Source organism: Pseudemcibacter aquimaris (assembly GCF_028869115.1).
Lineage (GTDB): Bacteria > Pseudomonadota > Alphaproteobacteria > Sphingomonadales > Emcibacteraceae > Pseudemcibacter > Pseudemcibacter aquimaris.
The window spans coordinates 730,698-748,868 of the sequence record NZ_CP079800.1 but is presented as its reverse complement, the minus strand read 5'-3'; the positions used below and the strand labels follow the sequence as shown (position 1 = coordinate 748,868).

Below are 18,171 nucleotides of genomic sequence, written 5' to 3'. Positions count from 1 at the left end.
TATTTTATTTATCTGTGATCTATATTATCTCGATTTTACTAGTATAATTTTCAATCCATTCAAGTTTTTTATCAAGATGTTTATCAACAAGAATTTTAGAAAATTGATCCATTGGCAATCCGAGTTCTTTTACTTCCTTTGGTTTCATATGAACGAGCATTCCATCACAAGTGGGGTTTAAAGACAGCGCATTAATCCTGTCAATTAAACCTAAAAGTCTTAAATGAAGTTCCATCCCTGATATTTCTGTATATTTATCATTCGTAAAACCTAGGTTTTTATACTTGTTTTTAATTTCATCAAAATAACTATGCGCATTATTTTCATCATCTGAAAGATATAACATCGTATCAATCCGGCCATTATTTCTTTTGGCAAATTCTTCTTTAAAAATTAATCCGATAATATTATCGCCAACAAACGGGTAAGCATTTACCTCAATAATCGCTCCTTCTTCTTGCCAAGATTTCGTGATATCGCCTGTAATGAAATCCAGTCCCGCATTATCCAACCTAAAAGCACGTGCAACATCAATGGCCATTTTAATATTATCAGGATGAACATTTTTTAAATCTAAAAATTTAGCGGAACCACCACGTGACACATTTGCCATTGAAATCAAATTAACTCTTCGACCTTCTTCTGGAATAGACTTTAATGTAAGCCCCGCATCGGCAATTAATCTTTGCGTACCATCAACATCTAGATCAATTTGTTGCAGATATCGTCCCCCTGCGGCCCTTAATTCCAACCTACGTTTATTTTCAATTTGAACCAAGGTTTGTAAACTTGACCTACCATCGCCAATAACAAACGCAGCTCGCCTACGCATTACAGAGACAACCTTACCTTCATAAACATTTATTCTATGATCATCACCCGGCACATATTTTTCAATAACAACCCTGCCCGGCGAAAATTCAGAAGCTTCAAGGAATGCCGGTTCAATGTCCTCTATTTTACATATATTTGCTGTAACACCAGTACCCCGCCCCTCTGCATGAGGCTTAATAACCACAGGAAAACCAATTTCATCTATTATTTTTCTACAATGATTGAAATCAGCAGCAATATATTGTTCCGAGGCAGGAAATCCTAATTTTCTTAAAAAAACATTGGTACTGATTTTATCTTTCTGCATATGATAACCAAAACTGCTATCTTTATCAGTTGAAGCATATTGAAAAATTTTCGAATTAACTCCCTGCCCGTATGAGATGGCAAAATTAACTTTATCAATTACGGTAAACGGAATATCATATTCTTTTGCTGTCTTAAGCATTGACGCAATAATCGTACTTGGTGATAAGTTCACAATCTCCTGAACATAATTATTAATTTGGCTTTGTTGCGTCTTAGTTATCACTTGTTGATCACGAAAAATAAGATTTAATACGGTCATTGATAATCTGGCAGTGCGTACAACCAGGTCATCCATATCATATGGCAGTACGAGTTTGAATTTACCCTCAGCTTCATCATATGTGGATATATCATACGGATAATCCACTTTTAGATTTAATAATGCCTTGATTAATGAAGCCGTAAATTCGCTTACATTTCCAATTTCATTCAGATTTAACTGGGATATTACCTGCGGCGGTAAAATTACAGGTATTTTTTGCTTAAATTCTTCAGAAAAATTATCGGATTGTTCTAATAATTTCCCTTCTAAATTAAGTACAAGAGCTTTATGCGGTATCTTCTCGCTCGGGCCACGATATAACTGAATATTATAAGACAGGTCGCTCACTATAATTTATCCCTTAATTTAAATATAATTTCTTGTCTCATAAGATAAATTAATTGGTCGTCCAAAAATGGTTTAATCTCTTTAACAACTCTAATTCATTTCATCTATAGAATTATTATCAATTTTTGTACAAAACATATCAAGCCATTCGTTTAAATCGCATATTCCATATTCTTTTTTCCAGACGGATAAATCGCAGTTTTGATCAATTATTGCTAGCTCGAAACTATCCAATGGCAATCCTTGTCGCAAAATTTGCTCCGGTGTCATAAAAACAAACAATCCTTCGCAATTGGGATTTAACAATAGTCCTCGACAACGATTATACAAATCAACCTCATTCATCAACATCTTACTATTTCTAAACAAAACATTATCCAAGCTTACAAATCCAAAATTTCTACATTTATTAAATTCTTGCGTGTAATTTTCTTTTGCTTTTTGGTCACTATTTGAAACAACAAGAATTGTTCTTACTCGGGCATCTTTCTCATTAGAAAAATGATTGTTGAATATATTAGCGGCAAGCGTCTTTTCCATTGAAATAAAAATATTTACTTCAATTATCGTTCCTGTCTCTCTCCATGATTTTGAAATATCTTCAGAAATATAGTCAATTCCAACGTTATCTATGCTCAATGCATTAACGATATCAAACATCATTTCTTTTACATCTTCATGAATTATGTCATGCGGAATCCGTTCATATGAACCACCGGATGCAAGGTTGGTTACATCACCTAACATAACGACTTCACCCTTTTTAGGCACCGTATCAAATGAATAACCATTATAATTAAGAATTTCGCTCATTTTTTGATCCTGGATTAGTTCTTTGACCCCCATTCCTATATCTTTTTGAGCACTTCTCTTTACATTATCAACTTCTATTAATGCTGAAATTGAACTACTGCCATCCCCTCTTACTTGGGCGGCCATCATGACATATGCTGAATTCAATTTCCCTTGAGAAATAGTAAACCTGTAATTTGTACCAGGGATAAAATTTTCAACTATATTATTCCCATCAGAATAATTATTCGATTTTTCATATGCTGCCTTTAAACTCTGTACATTTTGGATGTTCGTTGTAATACCATTCCCTCTTTCCCCGTCATTAGGTTTAACCACGACAGGGTATCCAATTTGATCAGCAGCTCGAATGCAATCATCAAAAGTACGAACAGGTAATTGAATTGTCGCAGGAAACCCTAATGTGCGAATGAATTGGCAAGTCTTCAATTTGCTTCTTGAAAGAAAATAACCAAAAACACTATCATTTCTGTTTGACGAATGGTCATAAATTATTCCCTGGGAACCTTGTCCATACAAATAAACTGTTGGTTTGTTTCCAACCGGATAAAACGGAATATTTCGTTCGATTGCCTCTTCTTGCATAATACGAATTACATTTCCCGGCATTTCAGAAATCAAGTGTTCTACTGCCATCGAAATGTGCTGTTTTAATTGAAATGTGTTCGTTTTTCCATTCGCAAGACTATGATTAATAATGGTCATCATAATATTTATTGCTATTTTTATTACGACTTCATCAAAAAATTGAACGACCATAGTATGATTTTGATTGTCGTTTATTTTATCCTCAATAAAAAATTCTCTATTACCTTTTAGGTTTAATAGATTACATAATAAAATTTTCATTAATTGAGGAATGTTTTTTTGTTTAAAAAGTTCAGGCGTGATCACTAAATTTGCAACATGATCAGGTAAAACAGACTTCATGTTATTAAAATCATTTTCGGAAAAGTTATAATTCTTAATTGGCAATTCATATTCTAGGACAACAGCTTTTTTGGATAGATAAATACTGGGTCCATGAAAAACCTTTAAATTATTGATTTTAATTTCCATTAATTCAAAATTTCCATTTTTAAAAGTTAAGGTATATGAACGATTTCATCAAAAGATATGATTTTTACCTCAGAACAAAAACCATCTAACCAATCAAGGATTTTGATTTTTCCGTCTTGATTATCCCAAAGTACATCCTTGCATTGATCATCAACGATAACCTTGTCAAAATGATCTAATGGCAAACCCTGTTTAGCAATTTGATCGGGTGTCATCATAACCATTAATCCATCACATTCAGGATCAAGTATCATGGATAAACAACGACTATAAATATTATCTTCTAATGCAGTTGTTTCCCCACCATTGATCAATGTGTAATCATGTTCAGAATATCCCAGGCTTAAATATTTCTCTTTATTAACTTCAAGAAAATGTCTTCCGAATTCTTTATTTTGTGAAACGATTAATATGCTATCAATCCGCCCGTTATTTTTATCTGAAAATTCATGTTTAAACACTCGGGCAGCAACTTCTTTACCGACCATCTGATATGCGTTCAACTCAAGAATAACGCCAACTTCCCGCCAGGATTTTGAAATATCAGGTGTCATGAAATCAATACCCATGGACGTCATTCTAAAGGCTCTACAAACATACCCTGCCATCTTGATATTATCTGGATGAACATCTTCCATATTAATTGCTTTCAAAGTACCGCCTGTTGAAACATTATCAATAGTACCGAGCATCACTTTTTCGTTTATACTTGGTGCACTATCCGGTGAAAACCCTTGGCCATTTAAAAGCCTAAGCATCTCGTCATCTATCACTAACGAATAAAAATCACATTCTTCATCAACAAGACCTAAACGACGTCTGTTTTCTTGCTCAATCAATGATGTAATGGAATTAACACCATCACCAATAACGTATGGTGCGCGCCTTCTGGATACTAAATTCACTTTGCCGTTAGTGACAGAAATTCTATGGTCGTCACCTTCAACAAATTTTTCCAAAATTAAATAACTGTTGCTAACGGCAGAAGCTTTTTGAAAGGCAAACTTCAACTCTTCAACATTTTTAATATTTGCGGTAATTCCTTTACCTTGCCCCATGTTTACTGGTTTTATCACGACAGGAAATCCCATTTTTCGTGCCTCAGCCGTACAATGTTCAAGGTTTCTAATGATGACTTGTTGGGTCGTCGGGTAACCAAGTTTTCTTAATACTGCATTCGTATGCGCCTTATCTTTTTGTAGCTTTCCCCCTATTTCACTATTACCTTGCGGATTACCATGATTGTAAAATACAGCATTTTTACCCTGGCCATAAATATAAACAGGATATGCTTCATGAACCAAATAAAACGGGATGCGCATATCTCTTGCAGTGCTAAGCATATTCTGCATTAATTCGCGCAATGGAACCATCATTAAGCTTGCTAATTTTCCTTCAACTTCTCTTCTAACATTTTCCAGTGGTACTTTTTTCCCATTACACACAAATCTAAGTATTTCAATCGCTAAATAACTTGAAAAATTAGCCACTAAATCAAAAAGATATTCAACACATAAATACTGATTACCTAAATGATCTTCCTTAATCTCAATAATTAAATCATCCGGGCTTTTTAATGAATTAATTGATTTAGTAAGCTCTAACAAAATCTCACCTAATGACAACCCTTCCAAAGGTGAGAGATTATCTTGTATAACTTCAGGCAAAATCAAAGAAAGAACGTTATGTTGATGCTGGTTCAGTTGAGCCGTCAATTCAAATAAATCACTTGTAACGGGTGTTATTGCGGCCTGATATGACGTAAATATACTTGGCCCATGTGTATTAAACGTATCTTCATTAAACTTGGTCAAGGCTTCCCCCTATTACACTATCTACAGATCACCTGAATTTAGCGTGTATATATTACATATATTTTTTCATATCCATCTGTTTCCCAAATGCCTGTCCATTCTTTTGGGATCGTAACAGCATCACCAGCATTTATAACAACTACTGACCCATCGGAAGATGTCAACTTCACACTTCCTTTTGTGAAATACATAAATTCATCCACACCATATGGTTCTGTGATTTCAAAGCGGCTTTTACCTGCTTTATACATACCAACATCAAATTTTTCATCGCTGGAAAGTAATGATCTGACATCCAGTTGAGTATCATTATTTTCATGGGTCGTGATCATGCTGGGGCGTTCAAATATTTTACCCGCGATTTCATCCTTGCTCATGACTGATGGTTTAATCACGTCCTCTGCCATTGAAACTGACGGCAAAATTAGAGCTACTATTATCAATATGTATTTCATTTTCTTTCCCTAATTTAACTTAAATGGTGAAAAATCGGTTTTATTATCAAATATTTCGACATTTTCCGCACGTTTTAATGCGTTTACAATTTTATATGTGACCGGCGTCAAAATGGCTTCCCAGCATACCTTGATTAAAAAGTTGGAAAACATTACGGTCAAAAGTACTTCCATTTCCCAAATGCCATAAAATGCCACCGGATAAAAAATCAAACTATCCGCGCCCTGGCCCACAATCGTTGACCCTATTGTACGGGTCCAAAGATGTTTTCCTTTTGTCCAGATTTTCATTTTCGCCATGACATACGCATTAATCATTTCACCAGTGAAAAATGCGATCAGTGACGCAAGCACAATGCGCGGCACTTGGCCGAAAATCATATCATAGGCTTCTTGCCCTTCCCATCCGGGCGCCGGCGGCAGTTTCACAATAATAAAGCTCATGATGGATGCGAAAATAACACCAGCAAACCCCACCCAAATCACTTTACGGGCACGGGCATATCCGTAAACTTCGGTCAGGACATCACCAAAAACATAAGAAAGCGGGAAAAACAAAACGCCCGCCCCATAAATATAGGGCGAGCCAAATAAATCGATCGTCGCAAGTTTCGCAGGACCAATAACATTTGAACAGATGAGGACCACCACAAAGGCGGCCATCATCAAATCATAATATTTAAACTGATGTTTTTCGCTCAAATGATTAGAATCTCGAACTTGTCAGTTTTACGTCAGAATTCGCCCACATCTTGTTGTAACGCGCTAGGAATTCATCAGCTAGGTCATCTTTTTTCTGCGCTTTTAATGCCTGATGCAAGCCATAAAGCGAATATGCATTTTCCGGATTATGTTCTAAATCATCCCAATAGACCACCTCTGCTTCAACAGGTCGGCCCGCATCAAGAAGGATCGCGCCAAGAATATGTCGTGTAGGGAAATACCATGATGGCGGTTCATTATAAGCAAGACTGTCTTCCATACGTGCTGCGCTGCTCAAATGGAAAACGGCTTTATCAAAATCACCTTTTTTCGCGGCAATTTCACCATCAACAACTTGTTTTGCAATGGTCAAAAGCCCACCAGCATCTTCAAAATTTGAATAACCTGGCTGACCTTCACGCATTTTTTCAACAAGCTTTGCAAGCTCCGCTGCTTCTGCCTCTGCCTCGTTCATATTGCCTTTATGTAGGTTTGCAAGTGCACGTCCATAATGCCAAATCCCTGTCATAAATTGGGCTCGCATAAATGGTTTTTCGACCTCAAGCATATCATCCCACATACCAAATCGCGCCATCACGAACATTGGCTGCGAACGGAATGTTTCATTTTGTCCCCAGGTGTTGGCACGTGATCCGGCCTCTACTTTTTCTTTTACTTTACGCGCGGCCGCAATTGATTCACCACTACGCCCCGTATACATGGATGACCATGCAAGGAAATGAAGGTTATGTGGATAATATGCAAGCGGGTATAGCCCTTGTGCATTACATTGTGCGATGTAATCCTCATCCACCTTGGCTGCTACGATATTTGTGTCATATGCATCCTGATAACGACCAAGACGCATAAAAATATGCGATGGCATATGGATTAAGTGCCCTGAACCCGGTAAGAGCGGCGCAAGATTATCTGCACTTTCTTCAGCAAGCCATGGTTTCTTGGATTCTGTAATATGGATATGATAGTGAAGCGCAGCTGCATGATCAGGATGCTTTGCAATCACTCGGTCAAGAACCTCAATCACTTGATTTGTGCGGCCCTTTGTGCTGCCGTCCAAGTTCCAGTAATCCCATGGCTGCGCGTTCATTGCAGCACCAACAAAAAGAACCGCTGCATCCGCATCATCCGGATACTTATTCATCAACTTTTCCATGGCAACCACATAGGCTTCATCAAGTACATCACGTGGTATAGATAGATCCTCGCTATAACGCGCGGAAAGCGCATCAATATAATCCGCTTCGCGCTGGGATACTTTATCCTTTAATGACCTTGCCATGCCGATAGCGTAATTTGCTTGCTCATGTGAATTGGTCGTCATTGGCAAATTCAGATTACGACCAAGGCTTAACGCCCACCCCCAATAGGCCATGGCATTTTCTGGATCTAACCTAATTGCTTCTTTAAAGGAACGCATGGCTTCTGAATGGTTAAAGGCCACCCAAAGACGAAAACCCTGATCAAAGAAATATTGTGATTCTGCATTTTCCGTTGTAACGGCAAATTTATAATCACCAAGCCCGGTAAGTTTTGGTGAAATTGGCCCCTCTGCCGTTTTCGGATCCGCATTCAGCGCTTGCGGGTCCCAGACTTGTGCAAATGATTGTGATGACATAGCACCGATGCAAACGGCGCCCATAAGGATTTTCTTTAGCATAGCTACCCTTTCGAAATTCTTTGGAATCTTTATAATTATTATTTTTGCGTGTGATTATACACAAATTAAGTCACAGACCCAACCTGTTTAAATTTATCTTGGTCCCATGACCCGCTGTCCATAATTTTCTTTAATCTATCCACCGCATCCCACACATCAGTGTATGAAACATAAAGCGGTGTAAAACCAAAACGCATAATATCCGGCGCCCTGAAATCACCAATCACATTCGCATCTATTAATGCCTGAATAATTGGAAAACCATTTTCAGATGAAATTGCAACCTGACTGCCGCGCACTTTATGATCACGGGGTGTCACAATTTCAAACCCGTGACCGGAACATCTTTCCTCAATTAATTGAATGAACAAATCACAAAGCTTTAATGATTTCTTCCTGATTTCCTGCATATCTGCTCTCAAGAAAATATCAAGACCCACTTCAGATGTTGCAAGGGAAATAATCGGTTCTGTGCCAGTTGAAAACTGACGAACATCTTTTCTTGGGCGGTAATCACGTTCAAAAGCAAATGGCGCTTCGTGGCTCCACCACCCTGTTAATGGTTGCACAGCTTTACCGTGATGGCGTTTTGCTACAAATACAAATGCTTGCGAGCCTGGGCCACCATTTAAATATTTATATGTACATCCAACCGCCATATCGACATTACAGCCATTAAGGTCAACCGGAAGCGCCCCCGCACTATGGCACAAATCCCAAATGACAAGCGCGCCGTGTTCATGCGCTTTTTTGGTGATCGCTTCCATATCCAGTAAGCGACCCGTTTTATAATGGACATGCGTAATACAAAGAACGGCAACATCATCATTAATGGCATCCATAATTTCATCATGTTCCGCAAACACGATCTCATGGCCTTGATCCAATTGTTTAATCAGGCCTTGAACCATATAATTATCTGTTGGGAAATTGCTTCCTTCCATGATAATTTTTTTGCGTCCCGCGCGCATATCAAGGGCAGCTGCCACTGCCTTATAAACATTAAGGCCAGTTGCATCGCCATGAATAACCTCGTCAGCCTCTGCGCCGATTAATTTTGCCGTCTTGGCACCCAATCTTTCAACAAGTTCAAACCAACCTGCTTTATTCCAACTTTTGATAAGATCTTCGCCCCATTCCTGATCAATGACCTCTAACGCGCGGGCGCGCGCCGCCTTTGGCATGGCGCCAAGGCTATTACCATCCAGATAGATCATGCCTTCGGGCAAGTAAAATTCATCTCTGAATTCACGTAATGGATCATTATTATCAAGTGTGGTAAAATCTTCACGGGTTAGCGTCATGATGGGTAACTTCCTTATTATTTAAAAATTTTGTGGAAGACTATCATTGATTAAATTTATCTTCCATGTAAAATTTCTTAAATAATTATAACCAAAAACTTATAACAGGGCCGGCAATTGAAACCTTATCACTTTATGGATCATGAAACACTTGAACGGGAATATAGCCCCAGCAGCTGTATTGACGACATCATGGTGTTTATCAATCAGTATATTGATAAAAGTGCTGAAGCCCGCGAATTGCTTAATGGCCAATTTGAACAAAATGTAAAATACGGTCCCGAAGAAAGATCGCATTTCGATATCTTTATGCCGGATAAGGCAAAAAAAGCTGCAAATGATCCTGAAATTGCCCCACTTCCCGTTCATGTTTTTATTCATGGCGGATACTGGCAAGAGCTTTCCAAAAATGAAAGCTGTTTTATGGCACCAAACTTTCTGGATCATGATGTTATATTCATTGCGCTTGATTATACGCTTGCGCCGGATGCCACCATGCATGAAATTGTCGACCAAACAAGACGAGGCATGATTTCCGTCATTAATAACGCCCGTAAATTTGGTGGTGATCCTGAAAACATCACTATTTCCGGCAGTTCCGCCGGTGGGCATTTGGTCGCGGAAGTTTTAAGTACCGATTGGAACTTATATGGTTTTAACAAATGTCCTCTTAAAGGTGCACTTGCCATAAGCGGGGTTTTTGATTTGGAACCGATTGTAAATACTTATGTCAATGATCCCTTAAAAATGACCAAGGAAGACGCGACCTCCTTAAGCCCGCTGCACCATATTCCGGATGAATGCTGTGATATCGTTTTTTCCGTAGGTGAAAACGAAACATCCGAATTCCACCGCCAAACAGATGAATATATGAAAGCATGCCAGAAAAAAGGCATCAACACATCATACGTGAAAATGCCCAAATTTAATCATTTCGATATCGTAATGGAATTAAATAAAAAAGACAGCCCACTATTTAAGGCTGTCTTAAATCAAATCAGATCTTAATTATTTTTTGGCTTTTGCCTTTGCAATAATTTCTTCTGCCATTTCATCGGCGACCACATTGGTCGGACGCTTTTCTTCGTCGGAACGTTCAAAAATGTGAATAAGCGTATCATAGATATTATCAACTTTTTCGTTAATGCTATCCAGATCATAATTTCCGGATGTTTCACCGGATACATTGATGATACCGCCAGCATTGATCACATAATCCGGTGCATATAAAACACCGCGGTCCATAAGACGCACACCATGACTATCATTAGCAAGCTGGTTATTGGCACCGCCCGCAACAATGGTCGTTTTTAAATTCGGGATCGTGTCATCATTCAGTACCGCACCAAGCGCACATGGTGACAATACATCACATTCAACCGATAAAATTTCATCCGGCGCCACAACAGTTACGCCATATTTTTCAACAGCCTCATCAAGATGTTCTTGGACAATATCGGAAACAATGATTTTTGCGCCATCATTATGAAGAAGTTCACATAAAAACAGTCCTACATGACCCACGCCCTGTACAGCAACGGTTAATCCTTCAAGACTATCTTTACCAAGTTTATATTTCACCGCTGCACGGATACCGTTATAAACGCCACGCGCCGTGAATGGTGATGGGTCACCGCTGGCATGATCACCGTGCGGAAGCCCCGCAATATAATCAGTTTCTGACGCGATGACCATCATGTCTTCAGTGGTCATTCCCACGTCTTCTGCGGTGATGTATTTACCGCCCATTTTTTGAACGCAGCGACCGAACGCTTTAAAAAGTTCTTCCGATTTATCGGTTTTTGAATTGGCAATAATCACGGCCTTACCACCACCAAGTGGCAAACCCGCCATGGCGTTTTTATAACTCATCCCGCGAGAGAGCCTGAGCGCATCATTAAGGGCATCCATTTCACATTCATATGGCCACATACGACAACCACCCGCACCCGGGCCGAGTGTTGTGTTATGTACTGCGATAAAGGCTTTTAAGCCTGTTTCTTCATCATTGAAATAGGCAAGTTGTTCGTGCCCCCGAAATTGATTTTTTTCAATCATTTTACTTTCTCTTAATTAGGACGCCTGCTTTAAATCTTGTGGATTTTCAAGCTGCTTTAATAACTTCTCTTGTCGCACTTTTCCGTTTGCGACATTTTTTTCTTTCACATGCCCGTATCCCTTATAAGATAACGGCACGGACAGGATTTCAAGGCATTGTTGGTAATTGCTTTGGTTCAGTCTGTCCAGTGTTTTCGTGACTATTTCTTCATATTCTGTGATTAAGGCACGTTCCATTTTACGTTCTTGCGTATATCCAAAAATATCAAACAAAGAACCGCGCAAGAATTTCATCTTTGCGACCAATTTCAATACACCCATCATCCATGGACCAAATTCACGTTTCTGAATTTCGCCTCTCCCATTTTTCTTTTCAAAAATGGGGGGTGCCATATGGAATTTAAGTTTGAAATTACCATCGAATTGCGCGTTTAATTTCTTCAGAAATTCACCATTGGTATAGAGGCGCGCCACTTCATATTCATCCTTGATCGCGAGCAGTTTAAAATAGCTTCGCGCAACCGCATCAAGAATATCACCATTATCAGCCTGTTTTACACGGTTAATCAGACCCATATATTTATCTGCATAATTTTGATCCTGATAACGGATCAAATTATCGTAACGTTTTGAAATAACATCATCTGCGTTTTCTGAAATATCATCATGGAAGGACACATTGATATAAGGAGCCGCAAATTTCATAAGTGCATCCATATCATGCGCCGCCATGCGGCCACAGGCAAATGTCATTTTATTCTGGCCAATGGCAACACCGTTAAGTTCAATGGCACGGTTAATCGCATCAAAAGAAAGTGGAATTAATCCCTTTTGCCATGCATATCCCATCATGAACATATTGGTCGCGATGCCGTCACCAAGCAGCACTGTGGCAAGTTCCGTTGCCTCAACATAATGACGGGCTTCATCAAGTGTATGTGCCTCAACGGAACGTTTTAAATTTTCCTGTTGGAAATCGATCTGGTTATTTTCCACGAAAGCAGAAACCGGTGAATTATGACCGTTAATCACGGCTTGCGTCCGGTCACTGCGCACACATTCGATAGCATCCGGGCTTGCAGCAACCACAAGGTCACATGCGACCAATAGATCCGTACAACCCGTCATAATATGCGGCGTGCGCAGGATTTCAATTTCTTTACCTAGTCGTACGTGGCTCATCACCGCGCCGCCCTTTTGCGCTAACCCCGTTTGGTCAAGCTGATTACTGGCAAGACCATCAAGATGCGCCGCCATACCAAGTATCCCACCGATGGTCAGAACACCCGTTCCGCCAACACCGGTCACCAGAATATTATATTCCGTTTCAACCGTGCCCACATCTGGCATCGGGATATCTGCAACCAATTTATCAAGGCCTGTGACTTTCGGTTTTTTAAGATCGCCACCAATCACGCTAACGAATGACGGGCAGAACCCTTCGACGCATGAATAATCCTTGTTACAGCTGGACTGGTTGATGATGCGCTTACGGCCAAATTCTGTTTCAAGCGGTTCAACAGACACACAGTTTGATTTCACCGAACAATCGCCGCACCCTTCGCATACCGCGTCATTGATGAACACACGACGATCAGGATCTGGGAACGATCCACGTTTACGGCGACGGCGTTTTTCCGCGGCGCAGGTTTGATCATAAATAATGATGCTGCATCCTGAAATTTCACGGGCCTCTTCCTGTACGGCCATCATTTGATCACGGGGCAGGATCGGAATATCCGCCGGGATCAAACCACGGTTAATATATCTGTCCATATCTTCGGTCAGGATCCAGATTTTCTCAACCCCCTCGCCGCGCATTTGCTGGGCGATCATTTCTACGGTAAGACCACCTTCAACCGGTTGCCCGCCTGTCATCGCCACCGCATCATTATAAAGAATTTTATAAGTGATATTCACACGGGCCGCGATGCTGGCGCGGATCGCGAGGATACCGGAATGCTGATATGTCCCGTCACCAAGGTTGGTGAAAATATGTTTTTCATCTGTAAACGGAGCCTGCCCAATCCACGGAACACCTTCGCCACCCATTTGGGTAAAAGTATCCGTTTTACGGTCCATCCACATTGCCATGATATGGCAACCGATACCCGCCGTTGCACGACTTCCTTCCGGAACCTTGGTTGATGAATTATGCGGGCATCCCGAACAAAAATACGGCTTACGGATAAGCGGTGAACAATATTCCGCCTGCATGGCTTCGCGGCGATTAAAATAGTTGCGTGCAAATTCAACCATTTCGCCTTTATAAAAATGGGAAATCCGATCGGCAATCACATGGGTAATCAGCCCCACCGAAAGATCATTTTCCGGCGGTAACAACCACTGTCCATGTTCATCATATTTACCCACCACTTTCGGGCGTTTATCCGCATGCCAGTTAAAGAGTTGCTGTTTTAATTGGTTTTCAATCAGCTCGCGTTTTTCTTCAACGATCAAAATTTCTTCTAACCCTTCACAGAAATTGCGGACGCCTTCCGGCTCAAGCGGCCAAGGCATACCGACCTTATAAAGCCTTAAGCCGATTTTTTCTGCGACATGCTCATCAATACCCAACTCATATAATGCCTGACGCACATCACCATATGTTTTACCGCTGGTAATAATGCCGAAACGTGGTTTGGTGCTATCCCATACGGTGCGGTCAATGTTGTTTTTCTTGGCAAATGCAAGCGCGGCGAAAAGCTTATAACGCTGCAAACGGTAATCCTGTTCGCGCCAAACATCATTGGGGCGGATATGAACGCCCCCTTCCGGCATTTCAAACTCATCGTCACCCGGAATTAAAATCTTTCTGTTTTCACGGGAAAGATCAACAACACCCGTGCTTTCTGCTGTATCAGACGTCACCTTAAACGCCGTCCAACACCCGCTATAACGCGACATGGCAATTCCCAAAAGACCATATTCCACAAATTCCTGCATATTGGCCGGATATAACATCGGCAGCATGGTGGAATAAAATGAATGATCCGATTGATGGGGAATGGTTGATGATTTACAGGCATGATCATCACCGGCAATGGCAAGCACCCCGCCATGCGGTGTTGTTCCCGCCGCGTTGGCGTGTCTTAATACATCACAGCTGCGGTCAACACCCGGCCCCTTTCCATACCAGATACCAAAAACACCATCATATTGTGCGCCCTTATACATATTGACCTGTTGAGTGCCCCAAACGGCAGTCGCACCAAGTTCCTCGTTAATTCCTTCTTCAAAGAATATATTTTCTGCACGCAGGTATTTTTCTGCCTTTCTTAATGCCGCATCATAATGACCAAGAGGCGAACCGCGATAGCCGGATATAAAACACCCCGTATTAAGGCCCGCCGCATTATCACGCCAGCGCTGCACAAGGGGAATTCGCACCAACGCTTGTATCGCCGTCATATAGGCACGACCCGTTTCCAGTTCATATTTGTCATTAAGGGACACATCAGGCAATTTTACATTGATACCCATCTTGGCGGCTCCGGCAATTTTGTGAATCGATTAATAGGTATATTTTAATCTTTTTTTGGCGATATTTCCTTTCTATTTTTGGATTTATTCCTATATAATGGAATAAATATTGCCATTTTTAAAAAAATAAAGAAATATTAATGCTTATTGAATTAAATGACACAGACAAGAAAATCTTAAACCTGATCCAATCGGACGCCACCATCACCAATGCGGAAATTGCGGAACGGATCGGCCTATCCGCCGCCCCATGCTGGCGCCGCATCAAAAGGCTTGAAGAACGCGGCATCATTTCAAGACGCGTTGGCATATTGGATACCAAGGCGCTTGGGTTAAACATCATTGCCTTCGCCAATGTGAAATTAAGCCATGTGCAGGAAGACGCGCTCGAAGAATTCGAGGCCGCCGTCACCAAGTTCGACGAAGTCACCGAATGTTACACCATCAGCGGGTCAATGGATTTCCTGATCCGCATTGTCACAGAAAACATGCAATCATACGAAATATTCTTGCGCAAAAAATTATTAAGACTTCCCATGGTCAGCGAGGTCAATACGAATTTTGCGGTGACACAAGTGAAGTATACGACCGCTGTTCCATTAGAACTTTCAAGTTAATTGCTTGTAAGTTCACGAAAAGCACTATACTAGTCAGGTCAACAGATTGGACACATTATGAGCAAGAAAAAAATATTCGTCAGTTTTGACGTAGAAAATGATAGTGCCTTTAAAAATATCATTGTCGGCAAATCACAAGAACAAGGCGCAAAGTTTAAAGTTGCCAATTGGTCCATGAAACCAGACACGAAAAATCCGAAATGGTTAAAAGAAGCAAAATTCAAAGTGACCCGCTGCGACGTTATGGTCGTAATGGTCGGTGAGAACACACACCGTGCCCCCGGCGTGATCAAAGAAGTTGAATTCGCCACCAACGCCAATATGAAAATCATCCAGATCAACGCAACTGATGGCGATGCTCATTCAATTAACGATGCTGGCGTCGCATATGATTTGAAATCGGATGATTTAGCTGAGTTGTTAAATTAAAAACCACAAAATACCGTTTCATTGTTAATTTCATTGTCAGAAATAATTAATTTTAGAACAATATTATTACCTATTCCCGTCACCTTACATGAGGTTGAGCTCTTTATTTCAAATCTATTCTCTGAAACAAATAGCGTATTTATTAATATAGTTGACAGTAAATCTGGGTCCTCCACCTCCCAACTACATACATTCTCAATCAAAATTTTTGCTTCAAGCGCAGCATATTCTGCAAACTTAAGAAAATAATATTTTTTGAAATAAGACTTTGGCTCGTCACCTAAAACAGTGATAGGCAATTCTAATTTCTGTTCATTCTTATCGAAGTTAATTAAAGCAATATCTACACTTCGGTCATGAATAAAGTTTAATACCCTTTCAGATAATTCATGATTAGGTTTAAATTCTAATTCTAAAATTATACCTACTCCACCTTCTCCGCAAGAACCGCCGCAATCGTTGCAATACCATCAATGAAATTACCGACGCGGATATTTTCGTTGGGGCTATGTTGATTGTTATCCGGATTTACAGTCGGCACTGTGACCGCGGGCACATCAAGCGTATCCACAAATGGTGAAATCGGGATTGAACCACCCATGGTGCGCAGCATGATCGGGGCTGATCCATTAAAATGGGTCAGTGCGCTTTTTGCAAAACGGCCGGGCAAGCTGTCGAAATCGGTTCTGAAGGCAGGATATGATGTAAAATGGTTCATCTGCACAAACCGTTTACCGGACATGCGTTGCGCATCTGTTGGCGGTTCACTTATCACCACATACCCTTGTTTTTCAATATGGGCTTTAATAAGCCCCATCAGATATTCCGGATCACTTTCCTTCACAAGTCTAATATCAATTTCTGCGGTTGCATCCGGCGGGATGATGGTACGGACCTGATCACCAATCCATGCAGAACCCATCCCGCGAATATTAAGGGACGGATATTGAATGGATGCTTCAAGGCTGTTTGCGACTTTATCGACCACACTAAAGCCCATTTTTTCACGCATTTCTTCTTCGTTATTGGGCACATCATCCAGTATTTTCTGAACATCCGGCGTAATTTCAACACCATCATAAAACCCGGGGATCGTCACAACACCATCGGCATTTTTCATGGTCGCAAGCAATTGCACCAATTGAAACGCCGGATTGGGCGCGTAATTTCCAAAATGGCCGCTGTGTTGCGCCACCTTTGGTCCAAATGTTTTAAGGGTCAAATCGGTAATACCGCGCGCGCCGAATGATAATGTCGGGCCACCGCTACGGTGCGGCGGGCCATCAAAAATCAAAAGCATATCCGCCGCTAACTCTTCACGGTTGTCCATGACCGCTTGTGGCAAATGCGGTGATGATAATTCCTCTTCGGTATCGATGACCACTTTCAAATTATAATCAGTGGTGACCCCCAGATTTTCCAACACATCAAGCGCCATCAGAAACTGAATATTCGGCCCCTTACTATCGGACGCGGAACGCGCATAAATGCGCCAATCGGGGTTAATGTCACCTTTTAAACTATCCCATGATATATCCTGCCACTGTCCATTTTCCCAAGTGTTTGTGTCAGATTCTCTAAGTACGGCACCATATGGGTTTTCCTGATACCATGCGCTTGGATCAACGGGTTGGCCATCCGCTTGCAAATAAACAAGCATGGTTTTATCCGCGCCCGGCACCATACGTTTCGCATATAAAAGCGGGTTTTCCGGTTCGGCCAGCCTACTGACCTCGAAACCTCTTGTGCTGAATGCATTCTCAACCCAATCCGCCAACATGGCAATATCATCCGGTTTACGCCCGTCATTGGGAATTGCCAGATATTCCTTGAATGTATCAAGAGCGTCCAGCTTTATACGCTCAACTTCGGCGCGGATATCTTGTGGTGATAATTGATTTTCCGCAATTGCCGTCATTGGCATCGCCGTCATCATGAGCGAAAGAAGTAATTTTTTCATCATATCTCCCCTTTTTTTCTTACTATAACCGAATGGCGGGTAATTT

14 protein-coding genes are annotated in these 18,171 nt (G+C 40.8%); 3 read left to right on the top strand and 11 right to left on the bottom strand.

Going from position 1 to position 18,171, the window contains the following annotated elements; translation table 11 throughout:
• Window positions 1-19 precede the first annotated feature (19 nt).
• The 7 genes from KW060_RS03610 to kynU all read right to left on the bottom strand — a co-directional run bounded on the left by KW060_RS03610 (window position 20) and on the right by kynU (window position 9,578).
• Window positions 20-1,753, bottom strand: coding sequence for an ATP-binding protein (locus KW060_RS03610; RefSeq protein WP_249035008.1), 1,734 nt, complete (start codon window positions 1,751-1,753; stop codon window positions 20-22).
• A gap of 90 nt (window positions 1,754-1,843) precedes the next feature.
• A complete protein-coding gene (locus KW060_RS03605) occupies window positions 1,844-3,625 on the bottom strand; it encodes an ATP-binding protein (protein ID WP_249035007.1) in 1,782 nt (593 codons plus the stop codon).
• A 26-nt stretch (window positions 3,626-3,651) separates the two neighbouring features.
• On the bottom strand, window positions 3,652-5,439 hold the full coding sequence (locus tag KW060_RS03600; RefSeq protein WP_249035006.1) for an ATP-binding protein: 1,788 nt from the start codon (window positions 5,437-5,439) through the stop codon (window positions 3,652-3,654).
• A gap of 38 nt (window positions 5,440-5,477) precedes the next feature.
• Window positions 5,478-5,894 carry a cupin domain-containing protein gene (locus KW060_RS03595; protein WP_249035005.1) on the bottom strand — a complete coding sequence of 139 codons (417 nt, stop codon included), beginning with the start codon at window positions 5,892-5,894 and terminating at the stop codon, window positions 5,478-5,480.
• Between the two features lie 9 nt (window positions 5,895-5,903).
• A complete protein-coding gene (locus tag KW060_RS03590; RefSeq protein WP_420833171.1) occupies window positions 5,904-6,560 on the bottom strand; it encodes a queuosine precursor transporter in 657 nt (218 codons plus the stop codon).
• A gap of 40 nt (window positions 6,561-6,600) precedes the next feature.
• A complete protein-coding gene (locus KW060_RS03585; protein ID WP_249035003.1) occupies window positions 6,601-8,274 on the bottom strand; it encodes a hypothetical protein in 1,674 nt (557 codons plus the stop codon).
• Between the two features lie 65 nt (window positions 8,275-8,339).
• The gene (gene kynU, locus KW060_RS03580; protein ID WP_249035002.1) at window positions 8,340-9,578 is read right to left on the bottom strand and encodes a kynureninase; all 1,239 of its coding nucleotides are present in this window, start codon (window positions 9,576-9,578) and stop codon (window positions 8,340-8,342) included.
• A gap of 117 nt (window positions 9,579-9,695) precedes the next feature.
• Here kynU and KW060_RS03575 point away from each other — a divergent pair, with 117 nt between their 5' ends.
• On the top strand, window positions 9,696-10,586 hold the full coding sequence (locus tag KW060_RS03575) for an alpha/beta hydrolase (RefSeq protein WP_249035001.1): 891 nt from the start codon (window positions 9,696-9,698) through the stop codon (window positions 10,584-10,586).
• On the opposite strand, the gene KW060_RS03570 is transcribed toward KW060_RS03575, so the two are convergent.
• Both KW060_RS03570 and KW060_RS03565 read right to left on the bottom strand, forming a co-directional pair.
• Complete coding sequence (locus KW060_RS03570; RefSeq protein ID WP_249035000.1) at window positions 10,587-11,636, bottom strand: Glu/Leu/Phe/Val dehydrogenase dimerization domain-containing protein; 1,050 nt, start codon at window positions 11,634-11,636, stop codon at window positions 10,587-10,589.
• 15 nt (window positions 11,637-11,651) lie between these two features.
• A complete protein-coding gene (locus tag KW060_RS03565) occupies window positions 11,652-15,119 on the bottom strand; it encodes an indolepyruvate ferredoxin oxidoreductase family protein (RefSeq protein WP_249034999.1) in 3,468 nt (1,155 codons plus the stop codon).
• A gap of 140 nt (window positions 15,120-15,259) precedes the next feature.
• On the opposite strand from KW060_RS03565, the gene KW060_RS03560 reads away from it, so the two are divergent.
• Both KW060_RS03560 and KW060_RS03555 read left to right on the top strand, forming a co-directional pair.
• The gene (locus tag KW060_RS03560) at window positions 15,260-15,736 is read left to right on the top strand and encodes an Lrp/AsnC family transcriptional regulator (protein ID WP_249034998.1); all 477 of its coding nucleotides are present in this window, start codon (window positions 15,260-15,262) and stop codon (window positions 15,734-15,736) included.
• A gap of 57 nt (window positions 15,737-15,793) precedes the next feature.
• Window positions 15,794-16,165: a TIR domain-containing protein gene (locus KW060_RS03555; RefSeq protein WP_249034997.1), complete on the top strand. Its 372-nt coding sequence runs from the start codon at window positions 15,794-15,796 to the stop codon at window positions 16,163-16,165.
• Here KW060_RS03555 and KW060_RS03550 read toward each other — a convergent pair.
• Window positions 16,162-16,464, bottom strand: a complete 303-nt coding sequence (locus tag KW060_RS03550) for a hypothetical protein (protein ID WP_249034996.1) — start codon at window positions 16,462-16,464, stop codon at window positions 16,162-16,164. The two genes, KW060_RS03555 and KW060_RS03550, sit on opposite strands and share 4 nt — an antisense overlap.
• Window positions 16,465-16,589: 125 nt before the next feature.
• Complete coding sequence (locus tag KW060_RS03545) at window positions 16,590-18,125, bottom strand: M20/M25/M40 family metallo-hydrolase (protein ID WP_249034995.1); 1,536 nt, start codon at window positions 18,123-18,125, stop codon at window positions 16,590-16,592.
• Window positions 18,126-18,171: the final 46 nt, after the last annotated feature.